This window comes from Streptomyces sp. IMTB 2501 (assembly GCF_001953885.1).
In the GTDB taxonomy this organism is placed as follows: Bacteria; Actinomycetota; Actinomycetes; order Streptomycetales; family Streptomycetaceae; genus Streptomyces.
In genome coordinates this window covers 23,500-36,139 of the sequence record NZ_MQUS01000054.1, presented here as the reverse complement: position 1 = coordinate 36,139, position 12,640 = coordinate 23,500, and the positions used below count along the sequence as shown (strand labels likewise).

General features: G+C 71.9%; 11 protein-coding genes and 1 pseudogene. 6 read left to right on the top strand and 6 right to left on the bottom strand.

The genetic code is table 11. The annotated features are described in order from the left end of the window. A partial coding sequence (locus AV521_RS44395; protein ID WP_076097621.1) for a universal stress protein occupies nucleotides 1-618 on the top strand: 618 nt, incomplete at its 5' end. A 226-nt stretch (nucleotides 619-844) separates the two neighbouring features. On the opposite strand, the gene AV521_RS44390 is transcribed toward AV521_RS44395, so the two are convergent. Beyond that, nucleotides 845-1,378, bottom strand: a complete 534-nt coding sequence (locus tag AV521_RS44390; RefSeq protein ID WP_256725983.1) for a peptide deformylase — start codon at nucleotides 1,376-1,378, stop codon at nucleotides 845-847. 308 nt (nucleotides 1,379-1,686) lie between these two features. Between AV521_RS44390 and AV521_RS49930 the strand changes: the two genes are divergently transcribed. After that, nucleotides 1,687-1,875, top strand: coding sequence for a hypothetical protein (locus AV521_RS49930; protein WP_076097619.1), 189 nt, complete (start codon nucleotides 1,687-1,689; stop codon nucleotides 1,873-1,875). A 56-nt stretch (nucleotides 1,876-1,931) separates the two neighbouring features. Here AV521_RS49930 and meaB read toward each other — a convergent pair whose 3' ends face one another. The 4 genes from meaB to AV521_RS44360 form a co-directional block, all read right to left on the bottom strand. Then, complete coding sequence (meaB, locus tag AV521_RS44375; RefSeq protein ID WP_076097618.1) at nucleotides 1,932-2,936, bottom strand: methylmalonyl Co-A mutase-associated GTPase MeaB; 1,005 nt, start codon at nucleotides 2,934-2,936, stop codon at nucleotides 1,932-1,934. A gap of 7 nt (nucleotides 2,937-2,943) precedes the next feature. Further along, the gene (gene scpA, locus AV521_RS44370) at nucleotides 2,944-5,118 is read right to left on the bottom strand and encodes a methylmalonyl-CoA mutase (protein ID WP_076097617.1); all 2,175 of its coding nucleotides are present in this window, start codon (nucleotides 5,116-5,118) and stop codon (nucleotides 2,944-2,946) included. After that, nucleotides 5,118-6,917, bottom strand: coding sequence for a methylmalonyl-CoA mutase family protein (locus tag AV521_RS44365; protein WP_076097616.1), 1,800 nt, complete (start codon nucleotides 6,915-6,917; stop codon nucleotides 5,118-5,120). Before AV521_RS44365 ends, scpA begins: the two co-directional genes overlap by 1 nt. A gap of 85 nt (nucleotides 6,918-7,002) precedes the next feature. Beyond that, nucleotides 7,003-7,536, bottom strand: a complete 534-nt coding sequence (locus AV521_RS44360; protein ID WP_076097615.1) for a MarR family winged helix-turn-helix transcriptional regulator — start codon at nucleotides 7,534-7,536, stop codon at nucleotides 7,003-7,005. Nucleotides 7,537-7,680: 144 nt separating this feature from the next. Between AV521_RS44360 and AV521_RS44355 the strand changes: the two genes are divergently transcribed. Then, nucleotides 7,681-8,196 (top strand): YceI family protein, encoded by a 516-nt coding sequence (locus AV521_RS44355; RefSeq protein ID WP_076097614.1) that lies wholly within the window; start codon nucleotides 7,681-7,683, stop codon nucleotides 8,194-8,196. Nucleotides 8,197-8,198: 2 nt separating this feature from the next. Here the strand turns inward: AV521_RS44355 and AV521_RS44350 are convergent, their stop codons facing one another. Next, entirely contained in the window at nucleotides 8,199-9,962 is a 1,764-nt protein-coding gene (locus tag AV521_RS44350) for a hypothetical protein (RefSeq protein WP_371917117.1), read from the bottom strand. A 198-nt stretch (nucleotides 9,963-10,160) separates the two neighbouring features. Here AV521_RS44350 and AV521_RS44345 point away from each other — a divergent pair, with 198 nt between their 5' ends. From AV521_RS44345 to AV521_RS44335, 3 genes and pseudogenes are all read left to right on the top strand, one after another. Beyond that, nucleotides 10,161-10,580 (top strand): cell division protein SepF, encoded by a 420-nt coding sequence (locus AV521_RS44345; RefSeq protein ID WP_076097612.1) that lies wholly within the window; start codon nucleotides 10,161-10,163, stop codon nucleotides 10,578-10,580. Between the two features lie 393 nt (nucleotides 10,581-10,973). Beyond that, on the top strand, nucleotides 10,974-12,170 hold the full coding sequence (locus tag AV521_RS44340) for a biotin transporter BioY (protein ID WP_076097611.1): 1,197 nt from the start codon (nucleotides 10,974-10,976) through the stop codon (nucleotides 12,168-12,170). Beyond that, nucleotides 12,167-12,490 (top strand): annotated as a pseudogene (locus tag AV521_RS44335) (nucleotide pyrophosphohydrolase); the annotation flags it as partial. The gene AV521_RS44340 and the pseudogene AV521_RS44335, both read left to right, overlap by 4 nt. Between the last annotated feature and the right edge of the window lie 150 nt (nucleotides 12,491-12,640).

Below are 12,640 nucleotides of genomic sequence, written 5' to 3'. Positions count from 1 at the left end.
GTCACCGTCGGCGAGCCGCTGATGGTGCTGGAGATCGAGTCGCGAACCGCCTCGCTCGTCGTGGTGGGCAGCCGCGGGCTGGGCGCGTTCGGCAGCCTGCTCCTCGGTTCCACCGCAGTGCATCTGGCCGCGTATGGCCGTTGCCCGGTGCTGGTGGTACGAGGCAGGCCGCACCAGACCGGTCCCGTGCTGCTGGCGGTGGACGGCGCACCGGCGGGCGAACGCGCTGTCGAGTTCGCCTTCGCCGAAGCGAAGATGCGCGGTGCGGACCTGCTGGCCCTGCACGTGTGGAACACCTGGAGCGAACGAGCCTACGAGGGGCCGGGCGACCCGCTGAACATGGTGGTCGACATCGACCGGCTCCGTGAGGAGGAGCAGCGGCTGCTGGACGAGACCCTGTCTCCGTGGCAGACGCGCTATGCCCAGGTTGCTGTGGAGCGGCGCCTGGTGCGTTCCCGGATCCGCCCGGCCCTGATCGAAGCGAGTCATGACGCGCAACTGGTCGTGGCCGGTGCACGCGGCCGCGGTGGCTTCACCGGCCTGCTGCTCGGCTCGGTCAGCCAGGCCCTGCTGCATCACGCGCACTGCTCCGTCGCGGTGGTCCGCGGCAAGGAGTGACTGTCGCTATCAGCACGCCGCCGTCCCAGACCGCCGCTCCGTCGTACTGCTGCGCGTAGCGTCCGGGGCGGGCCGCGACGTCGTGCAGGCGCGGGCCGTGCTCTGCGGGGGAACAGTTCGTCCACGATGTGTTCGTCCCCGTCGCGTTCGGCAGGATGCCTCCGCGGAGAGGGAGAAGCCGGCCGCTCCGGAAGTACCGAAGCTGTTCCCAAGCTGACTGTCCTCGTCACTCGTATGCCCAAGCTCGTCCAGTCCGTCGGTGCTCCTCCACAGGGATCGGCTCCACGCCCGTTCGCATGCGGGCGGTGTACAGCAGGCCGTCGAGGCGGTCGATTTCGTGGTGGATGAGGCGGGCGATGCCGCGTTCGTAGATGGTGGTCGTAGTTTCGCCTGTCGGGGTGGCGGCCTCGACCGTGATCGTCAGCGGGCGCGGGACCAGGCCGCGGACGTCGAAGAAGCTGAGGCAGCCCTCGTACTGCTCGTCCGTCTCCTCGGAACAGTCGGTGATCCGGGGGTTGAGCAGGATGACGGCTGGAGCGTCGTCGGGTGGCAGAACTACAGCGGCAGCGCGGGCGATGCCGATCTGCGGGGCGGCGATGCCCATGCCCTTGGCAAAGGGGCCGGGAATCCCGAAGACGTACTCCACTCCCTCGGCCCGCAGGCAACGCACCAACAGGTACGCGACGTCCTCCACGCTGCCGCGTTCCGCGACTCGGTCGGTGTGGGTGTTGCGGGCGATGCCTCGACACTGAAGTGACACTCGTGACGCTCTCGGACCGTCCAGCGCCGCGCGCACCGTAGTCGGTGTGTTCAAGTGGCAGGCGGCGGTAGGTCCGTGGACCTCTCCTCGTGCTGGAGGTGGTGGGCCACGGCCACGCCCCAGGGGATGCCGACGGACCTGGTCGCCGTCGGCCCGCTCCCACTGATGCTGACGGGCGGGATCAGCCGGCGCGAGACCGGCGAGAAGGTGCTTGTCGGCGGTGTCGCGCTCCTCGGCATGGGCACCGACCTCGTGGTCGCCCCCGCCCTCCCCGCCCGCTGGCGCGAGGTCGTGAGGCGGACGCCCGGTTGCGGCCGGGGACCTGGTCGGACAAGACCCTCCCCGCGGCGGCCGGCGTGGCCCAGGTCCGCCACCGGATGCGCCGTCCGGCCCGCGGAGCCGAACCGGCACCGGCCACCCGCCCGGCCCGCGCCCTCGCCTGCGACCACCTCGTGCGGCGCCGCGCCCTGCGCCGCTACCGGTCCTGGCTGACCTAGGCGCTGCGGTAGCGGAGAGACACGGCCCGCCGCGTCCGACGGTGCGGCGGGTCGGCTCAGGCCCCGGCCGGAGGCGCCGTACGCCCCTCGAACGCCGCCAGGATGCGTTCCGCGGCCAGCGTCGCGGTCAACTGGCCCTCCCTGACCTGCCGTTCCAAGTCAGGGGCGGCCTCGCGTACCGCCGGGTCGGCATGCAGCCGGTCGAGGAGTTCGTCGCGGACCATCGCCCAGGTCCAGCCCACCTGCTGATCGCGCCGCTTGGCGGTCAGCCGGCCGGCGGAGTCGAGCAGCGCACGGTGCTGTTCGAGGCGCTCCCAGACCAGTTCCAGGCCGGTCGAGTCCCGGGCGCTGCAACTGAGCACCGGCGGAGTCCAGAACGCGTCCTTGCCGTGCATCAGCCGCAGCGCGCCCGCCAGTTCGCGGGCGGCGGCCTTCGCGTCCCGCTCGTGCGGACCGTCCGCCTTGTTGACGGCGATCACGTCGGCCAGCTCCAGGACCCCCTTCTTGATGCCCTGCAGCTGGTCGCCGGTGCGGGCCAGGGTCAACAGGAGGAAGGAGTCGACCATGTCGGCCACCGCGGTCTCCGACTGGCCCACGCCGACGGTCTCCACGAGGATCACGTCGTAGCCCGCCGCCTCCATGACCACCATCGACTCGCGCGTCGCCTTCGCGACCCCGCCCAGCGTGCCCGCGCTGGGGGAGGGGCGGACGAACGCCGCCGGGTCCACCGCCAGCCGCTCCATCCTCGTCTTGTCGCCCAGGATGGAGCCACCGGTGCGGGTCGAGGACGGGTCGACCGCGAGGACGGCGACCCGGTAACCCAGCGAGGTCAGCAGCGTGCCGAACGCGTCGATGAACGTCGACTTGCCGACACCCGGTACCCCGCTCACGCCGATGCGCCGAGCCCGTCCACTGTGCGGAAGCAGCTGCGTCAGCAACTCCTGTGCCAGCGCCCGGTGTTGCGGGCGGGTGGACTCGACGAGCGTGATCGCGCGGGCCACGATCGCCCGCTTTCCGTCGAGCACACCCTTCACATAGGCGTCGAGATCGATCGCTGCCATCGGCGCCCTACAGCTCGTGGCCGAGGTCGGCCGACAGCCGCTTCACCAGGTCGTACGCCGCGTCCGGGATCACCGTCCCGGGCCCGAACACGGCCGCGGCGCCCATCTCCAGAAGCGTCGGCACGTCCTGCGGCGGGATCACCCCGCCGACCACGACCATGATGTCCTCGCGGCCCTCCTCGGCCAGCTTCTCGCGCAGCGCCGGGACGAGGGTCAGGTGACCGGCGGCCAGCGAGGAGACCCCGACCACGTGCACGTCCGCCTCGACCGCCTGCCGGGCGACCTCCTCGGGCGTCTGGAACAGCGGGCCGACGTCGACGTCGAAGCCGAGGTCGGCGAAGGCGGTCGCGATCACCTTCTGGCCGCGGTCGTGGCCGTCCTGGCCCATCTTGGCGACCAGGATGCGCGGGCGGCGCCCCTCGGCCTCCTCGAAGGCGTCCACCAGGGCACGGGTGCGGTCCACGTTCGGGGACTGGCCTGCTTCGTTGCGGTACACGCCGGAAATCGTACGGATCTGGCTCGCGTGCCGGCCGTACACCTTCTCCAGGGCGTCCGAGATCTCGCCGACGGTCGCCTTGGCGCGGGCCGCGTGGACGGCCAGCTCCAGCAGGTTCTCCTTGCCGTCGGCCGCCCGCGTGAGCGCGTCCAGGGCGTCCCGGCAGGCCTGCTCGTCCCGCTCCGCCCGCAGCCGCCGCAGCTTCTCGATCTGCTGCGCGCGTACGGCCGAGTTGTCGACCTTGAGGACCTCGATCTGCTCGTCGCTGTCCACGCGGTACTTGTTGACGCCGATCACCGGCTGCCGGCCGGAGTCGATGCGCGCCTGGGTGCGGGCCGCGGCCTCCTCCACGCGCAGCTTCGGGATGCCGGCGTCGATGGCCTGCGCCATGCCGCCCGCCTGCTCGACCTCCTGGATGTGCTGCCAGGCCTTGCGGGCGAGGTCGTACGTCAGCTTTTCCACGTAGGCGCTGCCGCCCCACGGGTCGATGACCCGGGTGGTGCCCGACTCCTGCTGGATGAGCAGCTGGGTGTTGCGGGCGATGCGCGCGGAGAAGTCGGTCGGCAGGGCGAGCGCCTCGTCCAGGGCGTTGGTGTGCAGCGACTGGGTGTGGCCCTGGGTCGCGGCCATCGCCTCCACGGCCGTACGCGTGACGTTGTTGAACACGTCCTGTGCGGTCAGCGACCAGCCCGAGGTCTGCGAATGGGTGCGCAGGGAAAGGGACTTGGTGTTCCTCGGCTCGAACTGCGAGACCAGCTTGGCCCACAGGAGCCGGGCCGCCCGCATCTTGGCGATCTCCATGAAGAAGTTCATGCCGATCGCCCAGAAGAAGGACAGGCGGGGCGCGAACGCGTCCACGTCCAGACCCGCCTCCCGGCCCGCCCGGATGTACTCGACGCCGTCCGCGAGCGTGTACGCCAGCTCCAGGTCGGCCGTCGCGCCGGCCTCCTGGATGTGGTAGCCGGAGATGGAGATCGAGTTGTAGCGGGGCATCCGCTGCGAGGTGAAGGCGAAGATGTCGGAGATGATCCGCATCGACGGCTTCGGCGGATAGATGTAGGTGTTGCGGACCATGAACTCCTTCAGAATGTCGTTCTGAATGGTTCCGGCCAGCTTCTCGGGCGGTACGCCCTGCTCCTCCGCCGCCACGATGTACAGCGCGAGCACCGGCAGCACGGCGCCGTTCATCGTCATCGACACGGTCATCTTGTCCAGCGGGATGCCGTCGAACAGCTGCCGCATGTCGTAGATCGAGTCGATGGCCACGCCCGCCATGCCGACGTCACCGGTCACGCGCGGGTGGTCGCTGTCGTAGCCCCGGTGCGTGGGCAGGTCGAAGGCGACCGACAGGCCCTTCTGGCCGGCCGCCAGGTTGCGCCGGTAGAACGCGTTGGACTCCTCGGCGGTGGAGAAGCCCGCGTACTGGCGGATGGTCCAGGGCTGGTTGACGTACATCGTCGGGTAGGGCCCGCGCAGATACGGCGCGATGCCCGGGTAGGTGCCCAGGAAGTCCAGGCCCTCCAGATCACGGCCGGTGTACAGCGGCTTGACCCCGATGCCCTCCGGGGTCTCCCACAGCGGCTCTTCGCTCCCGGTCGCCCGCTCGACGGCCGCCCGCCATTCCTCGGCACTGCCGTCGGCGGCCGGCGTCCCCAGCTCGATGCCGGAGAAGTCGGGGATTCCCATCAGGACACTCCCATGCGGTCGAGGGTCGCGGACAGGACGTCGATGGCGTCGCAGCCCGCGAAGACATACGAGTCGATGCCGGCGTGGTCGCCCCGGCCCGCGAGGAACACATGGCGGGCGCCCGCCGCGCGCAGGGACTCGGCGGTCTGCTCGGCCTGTTCGGCGTAGAGGGCGTCGCTGGAACACAGCACGGCCTCGGTGGCACCGCTCGCCTCGAAGCCGCCCTCGGTGACCGGCTCGATGCCGCCCGCCTGGAAGAGGTTGGCGGCGAACGTGGCGCGCGCGGTGTACTCGGCGGCCGAGCCCAGCGTGGCGAGGAAGATCCGGGGGCGGGAGCCGGTCGCCGCGAGGTGGGCGTCGGAGCGGGCGCGCAGCTCCTCGTACGCCTCGTCGCGGCGCACCCGGGGCAGGCCGCCGGACGGCGGCTCGGGCGCGGGCTCGCGCTCCACCGGCTTCTCGGCGAGCAGCGGGAACTCGCTGACGCCGGTGATGGGTTCACGCCTCTTGGCGAGCTTCTTGGAGCGCTCCGCCCAGGTCGTCGCGAGGTCGGTGCGCAGCCGGCCCGAGCGCAGTACGGCGGCCTGGCCGCCGTCGCGCTCGATGGACCGGAAGAACTCCCAGGCGGCCCGGGCGAGTTCGTCGGTGAGCCGCTCGACGTACCAGGAGCCGCCCGCCGGGTCGATGACCCGGGCCAGGTGGGACTCCTCGATGAGGATCGTGGAGGTGTTGCGGGCGATCCGGCGGGCGAACGCGTCGGGCAGGCCCAGCGCGTGGTCGAACGGCAGCACGGTGACGGAGTCGGCGCCGCCGACCCCGGCGGCGAGCGTGGCGACGGTCGTGCGGAGCATGTTCACCCACGGGTCGCGGCGGCTCATCATCACCGGCGAGGTCACCGCGTGCTGCACCTGCGCACCCGGGGCCCCTGAGACCTCGGCGACCCGGGCCCACAGCCGGCGCGCGGCGCGCAGCTTGGCGACGGTCAGGAACTGGTCGGCGGTGGCCGCGTAACGGAACTCCAGCTGCCCGGTGGCCTGTTCGACGCTCAGCCCCGCCTCGGTCAGCTCGCGCAGACAGGCCACACCGGTGGCGAGCGAGGCGCCCAGCTCCTGCGCGGCCGAGCCGCCCGCCTCGTGGTACGGCAGCGCGTCGACGGTGAGGGCGCGCAGGCCCGGGTATCGCTCGGCGCAGCGCGCGGCCAGCGCGGCGTACGGCGCGAAGTCCAGGGCGGTGCCGGTACGGGCCTCGTACCCCAGCGGGTCGCCGCCCAGATTGCCGCGTACGGCCGTGGCGTCCACGCCCTTGTCGGCGTACAGCCGCAGCAGCGCCTCGGCGGCCCGCTCGGTGTCCCGGCCCGCGTCCAGGACGACCGGCGCCAGGTCGAGATAGACGCCCTCCAGCGCCCGGCCGAGCCCCTCGACCGGGAAGCCGCCCTCGCCCAGCACGAGCCACAGCGAGGTGCCGCCGTTCTCCAGGTCGGCCAGCGCGGCGCCGTCGGCGAGGGCGGTGTGCCGCTGCCGTACGTCCCAGCCGCCCGCGGTGTTGCCCTCGGGGCGGCTGCCGCGCACATACGGGGCGAAGCCGGGCAGGCCGGGGTCGGGCGCGTCGTCGCGTGCTGTGTAGAGGGGCCGGGTGCGCAGCCCGTCCTCCAGCGTCGTGGACAGGGCGTCCTCAGCTGCCGAGCCCGAGACTTCCTTGCCCGACTTGCGCAGCACACCCTCGACCAGGCGTTGCCACTGCTCGTGCGTCGTGTCAGGGAACTCGGCGGCCAGTGGGAGCCCGTCGTCAGGCAGGACCGTCATGGCTCGGATGCTAGGCCAGGCCGCTTAAGCCGGTCATGACAATCGCCTGTGAGGTTTCTCCACTTGCGCTTGTGATCTGCGCCGCTCAGTCGCCGGACGGCCCTGTTTCCCGGTCCGGCCGGTCGTCGGCGGGCCCGGTCTCCAGGTCCGGCAGCAGCGCGGACACGGCGGCGCGCTGTTCGTCGCCCATCGAGTCGGCGAGTGCCTGCCGGACGGTTCCGGCGAGCAGGGCGGAGGTCTCGCCCAGCAGCTCGCGCGCTTTGTCGGTGAGGGCGACCTGCACGCCGCGCTTGTCGCCGCACACGGAGGTGCGGGTGACGAGACCGGACCTGTGGAGGCAGGCGATCTGGTAGGTGAGCCGGGTCTTGGGGCGGCCGAGGAGGTCGGCGACCTGGGTCATGCGCAGCCCGGTACGGGGCTGTTCCGCCAGCAGGCACAGGATCAGGAACTCGTCGTGGGAGACGTCGAGGGTCTCCTTCACCGCCGAGCGCAGCCGCTGCTCCACGGCCCCCGTCGCGGCCAGCAGGATCATCCATGCGCGCAGCTCGGCGGGCAGCAGTCCGCTGCCTGTGGCGGGACAGACGAACTGGTCGGCGGGGTGCGCGTCGGGTGCGGGCATGGGTCGAGTCTACCTGTGGTCCAAATTTGGACGAGATGATTGTTCAAGTTTGGATGAGTGTGTTGTCCAAATTTGGATGAGGGGCTAGCGTGGCGCCCGGATAAAGTCATCCAAATTTGAATCACTCGATCTGGGAGTACGACCATGACAGCCGCCGTGGAAACAGGCACCTGGCAGCTCGACCCGACCGCGTCCACCGTGGGGCTGCGGCACAAGACCATGTGGGGCCTGGTCACCGTGAAGGGCACGTTCACCGCCGTCGCGGGCACGGGCGAGGTCAGGCCCGACGGCTCGGCCGCCGGAACGGTGACCCTGGACGCCGCCTCCCTGGACACGAAGCACGCCAAGCGGGACACCCACCTGCGCTCGGCCGACTTCTTCGACGCCGACAACCACCCGGAGATCACCTTCGCCGTGCGCGGCGCCGACCTCCTCGACGGCGACGGTGTCCGTGTCACCGGTCAGCTGACCGTCCGCGGCATCAGCAGGCCGGTGACCCTCACCGCACGCCTGACCGGCGCGAGCGCCGACGTGCTCACGCTGGAGGCCGAGTTCAGCGTGGACCGCGAGCAGTTCGGCATGGGCTGGAACCAGCTGGGCATGATGCGCGGCTTGACCACCGTGACGGCCGGGCTGCGCTTCACCCGTGCGAAAGCCTGACGTCAGCCCTTGCCGTCGAGCTCGGCCCGCTTCACATCCCGCGTGGACAGCGTCTGCGGGGTCGCCGTGAACGCGCGCAGCCGCATACGGGTGCCCTGCTGCGTCGGCACCGTGAACTTGCCGGACGGCGCACGGAGTTCGACGGCCGCCGTGGTGTGCGCGGGGATCGTGGCCGGGCCGTGCACCTGGGACCAGTACCGGTCCATGCCCTGACCGGTGGTGATCATGTAGTACGGGGTGAGCGCGGAGTCGCCCGTGTTGGTCACCTTCAGGGTCATCGTGGAGACCGTGCCCGGCGAGGGGTGCCGGACCGCCGTGATGTCCATCGACAGCGGCGGTCTGCCCGTCACAGCGAGGGTCGCACTCACCAGCGCGGGCAGCACCAGCAGCACCACGGCCCCGACCAGGGCAGGCCGGCGGTGCCGCTCCGTGAGCCGGCGGGGCCGCGGCTGCCACGCCTGGGAGAACTCTGACAGGGGCACGGTGATCGCCGCCGCCAGCCACAGCGGCGTCATCATCAGGTAGTAACCGTCCTGGGACCGGGTCGCCAGGTAGAAGGCGCACCAGGGCAGTACGGTCGCGGCCGGACCCAGCCGCCGTACGAACAGCATGAACAGCGCCAGCAGGGCCGCGGCGAGCAGCATGCTCGCGTGGCCGTACCAGTCGAGCCGGTCACTGCCGTTGGTGAAGTACAGCGAGATGCCCACCAGGCCCTGGCCGTGCAGTACCGCGCCCTGCGTCAGCGGCAGCGCGATGCCCTCCAGCCACGGACCGGGCTCGCTCACCATGAAGTAGGCGTTGATCAGCAGCCAGGTGAGGACCGCGATCCCGGCGATCCGCAGCACCACTCGCGTGGCCTCGCGCCCGCCCAGCTCGCCGCGGCGCACGGCGTAGATACCGGCCAGCAGGAACGGTGTGACGAACCACGGCAGTTGCTGCGCCGCGCACGCCGCGCCGAGGCACGCGGCCCGCGCGATCCCGGCGGCGCCCAGCCGGCCCCCGGCCCCGAACCGCGTCCAGCGCACCACCACCGGCACCAGCAGGACCAGGCCGACGATCGCCGGATAGCCCTGTCGTGCGTACATCGGCAGAAAACTGAAGCCCAGGCAGAGCATCGTGGCCGCGGAGCGCCACGGCCCCGGCAGCAGCCGCCACAGGACGATCGTGCCGATGATCAGTACGACCGTCACCGCCGCCGTCGCCGGGGCGCCGTCGTGGCCGAGCCACAGGAAGGGCGCGGTGAGCAGCGGCGTCAGCGGGGGATAGCCGTAGGTGAAGTCGTAGCCGCCGGTGGTCGTCGCCGTCAGTGCGACGCCCTTGATGCGGAAGAGCCACGGCCAGGCGTGGTCGTACACCTGGTGCCCGTGGACCATCTCCTTCGCGGCCTGCGTGGTCAGCACCGCCTCGTCGCCGCCCGTGTGGTTCAGCGCCCAGGTGCACAGGGTGAGCGCGATCGCGGTCACGAGCACGATCACGTCCAGCCGGGCCAGCGAGCGCGCCCGGCGGACCGTCAGCGTGAGCACGCCGGTCACCAGGATCGAGGCGTAGCAGACGGAGATGACCGCCGCGAGGGCCAGACGGTGTGTGGCCGCCTGCGCCCACACCGTGCGTGTGCCGATGAACAGGCTCACATCGGCGAGCAGTGTCAGTACGCGATGCCATTGCGCGGGAGCCCCGTGAACCCCGGCCCGGGCGACCGAGACGGCGGACACCGCCGACTGCGTCCGCCGGCCGGGTGTCACCTGCTGTGTTTCTGCCAAGTGCACGGCACCGGACGCTACCGGCGGCGGATGACCGGCTCATGGCCGGAGGGTGAAGAGAACGGCATCGGGGAGGGCGAGAAGCAGGCTTTATTCACACATGTGCCGCAAGTCACTGCGGACGGCTCGGCGCCGGATCGGTCGCACAGTGTGTCGCTGTTGGGCCGAACGGGTGACTTGGCGTAAGAATTGGCTGGTGCAGGCATGGAGTGCGAGTCAGGTCGGGGGGAGCCGGTGAACCGTTACGACGTCACCGATGAACAGTGGGAAGGGCTCGCCCAGGTCGTGCCGTTGCGGGGCCGCGACGCCTGGCCGTCCGCGGTGAACCACCGCTCGCTGCCGGATGCCGAGACGGAGACCCGGCGCCGGTTCGTGGTCCTGCGGGTCAACGTCTTCGCGGACGCCCGCGAGGTCGCCGAGACCCTGATGGCCGGCGCGCCGGTCCTGCTCGACCTGTCCGGTGCGGAGACCGAAGTCGCCAAGCGCGTCCTCGACTTCAGCACGGGCGTGGTCTTCGGCCTGGGCAGCGGGATGCACCGTGTCGACCGCAATGTGTTCCTTCTCACCCCGCCCGGCACCGAGGTCAGCGGGCTGATGGAGGACGCGGGCGCCTCCGGGGGTTGAACCGGGGGCTCCGGGCGGAGCGAGGCGGTGCGGGCGTCGTCGGGCTGAGTGGAGGCCTCGGGCGGTCCGGCGTGAGTGCCTGTGGTGGCCGCGCCCGTCGTACTCGGGGTGAGCGGGTGGCTTGGGCTTCCCAGGCCGCGCGGTCGGTTGCCCGTGGCCGGCGGGTGCCGCTGCGGTCGGCCGGTGAGCGGCCGGTGTGATCCGGCGGCAGCGGCAGCCGTGCGGTGGCGTGCGCGGGGGAGTCGTGTCCGGCCGCCCTGCCGGGTCCTCGGTCGTCCGCCGTCACTCGACCGGGTGCTCCCGGCCTTGTCGGTGCCCGCCCGACCACCCGATCGTAGGAAGGGCCCGGCGCGAAAACGGTTCGTCGGGTGGACGGAGTCCTACCGTCCGGACATGGCCGTGCCTTCCGTGTCCGCTGAGCCTCCCGCGGCCGACGTGTCCGCCCCGACCGTCCCCGCGCAGTCCCGCGGCCCCCTCGACGTACGGGCCCGGATCACCGAGCTGCGACTGTCGGCCTTCGCAGGGCATCGGCGGGCCGGGTTTCCGCTGGGGCCCGTCACCTTGTTCGCGGGGCGCAGCGGCGCGGGGAAGACGACCGCGCTCGCGGCGTACGAGGCGCTCGCCCGGCTCGGCGGCGGAGCCTCGCTCCACGAGGCGTTCCCGGACCCGGTCGCCTGTGTGCCGCTGCGGGCGCGCCCCGACGCCGGCGGCCGGCGGGGCTTCCGGATCGGGTGTACGGCCGACGGCGCCGGGGGACCGGTACGGCTCGACATCGCCGTACAGGCCGAGCCCGACTTCAGGATCGTGGGGGAGCGGCTGACCGCGGGCGGGGTCGTCCTGCTGGAGACCGCGCTGCGCGACCCCGGGCGCCGGACCGTGCAGGCCGCCTGGCACACCGCGGGCTCCGCCCCGGTGACCCGCGCCCCGCTCCCCGACGACCGCCTCGGCACCGCGCTGCTGCCGCTGCGCGTGGCGGGCAAGACGGACGGGCAGCGCCATGTGCTGGCAGCGGCCGAGCAGATGGTGGTCGCGCTGCGCTCGGTCTTCCCCTGCGACCCCCGCCCCGAGTGCATGCGCACGCCCGTCCCCATCGGTTCCGGTCGGCTGCTGCCCGGCTGCGACAACCTCGCCGACGTGCTGTGGCGCACCCGTGCGGAGTGTGCCCGCCGGCACGGACTGCTGGTCGAGGCGCTGCACGCGGGCTGCGCAGGCCCGGTGACCGATCTGGTCGGCGAACCGCTGCCGGGCGGCACGGTACGGGCCCTGCTCGACCGCGGCGACGGCCTGCGCACCGAACTGGCCCGGCTCGGCGACGGCGAACTGCGCTATCTCGCGCTGACGCTGGTACTGCTGACCGGACCCGGTGTCCTGGCCCTGGACGCGCCGGGCGAGGTGCCCGACGCCCTGCGTACCCTCACCGTCCTCGCCGACGGTTTCGACCGCGGCCTCGACCCGTGCCAGCGCCGGGAACTGCTGCGCACGGCGGCCCGGATGGGCGAGCGCGGTCACATCCGGTGCGTGGGCGCGGTGAGCGACGCCTCGTGGGCCGCGGGGGTCGAGGGTGTCTCAGTGGTACACCTGGACGCGTGACGGAACCTCTCGACCTGGCCCGACTCCAGCGCAGGCTCGCCGCGTTCGCGGCAGCGCGGAACTGGCAGCCCTACCACACGCCCAAGAACCTCGCCGCCGCCCTCTCGGTGGAGGCCTCCGAACTCGTCGAGATCTTCCAGTGGTTGACCCCGGAGGAGTCGGCCCGAGTGATGGCCGACCCCGCCGCCGCGCACCGCGTCACGGACGAGGTCGCCGACGTCCTCGCCTATCTCCTGCAGTTCTGCGACGTCCTCGGTATCGACCCGCTGACCGCTCTGGACGCCAAGATCGACCGCAACGAACAGCGCTTCCCCGCGCCGGGACCGGAGGGCGGGGCGGAGGGTCGGCGAGCCGGGGACGCCGGGGACGCCGGGAACGCCGAGGACGCGACGGACCGCCAATTGCCGGAATCCTGAACTCCATTATCACTCTCCGCATCCAATTCGCCTGCCGAATCCGAATTGTTGTCC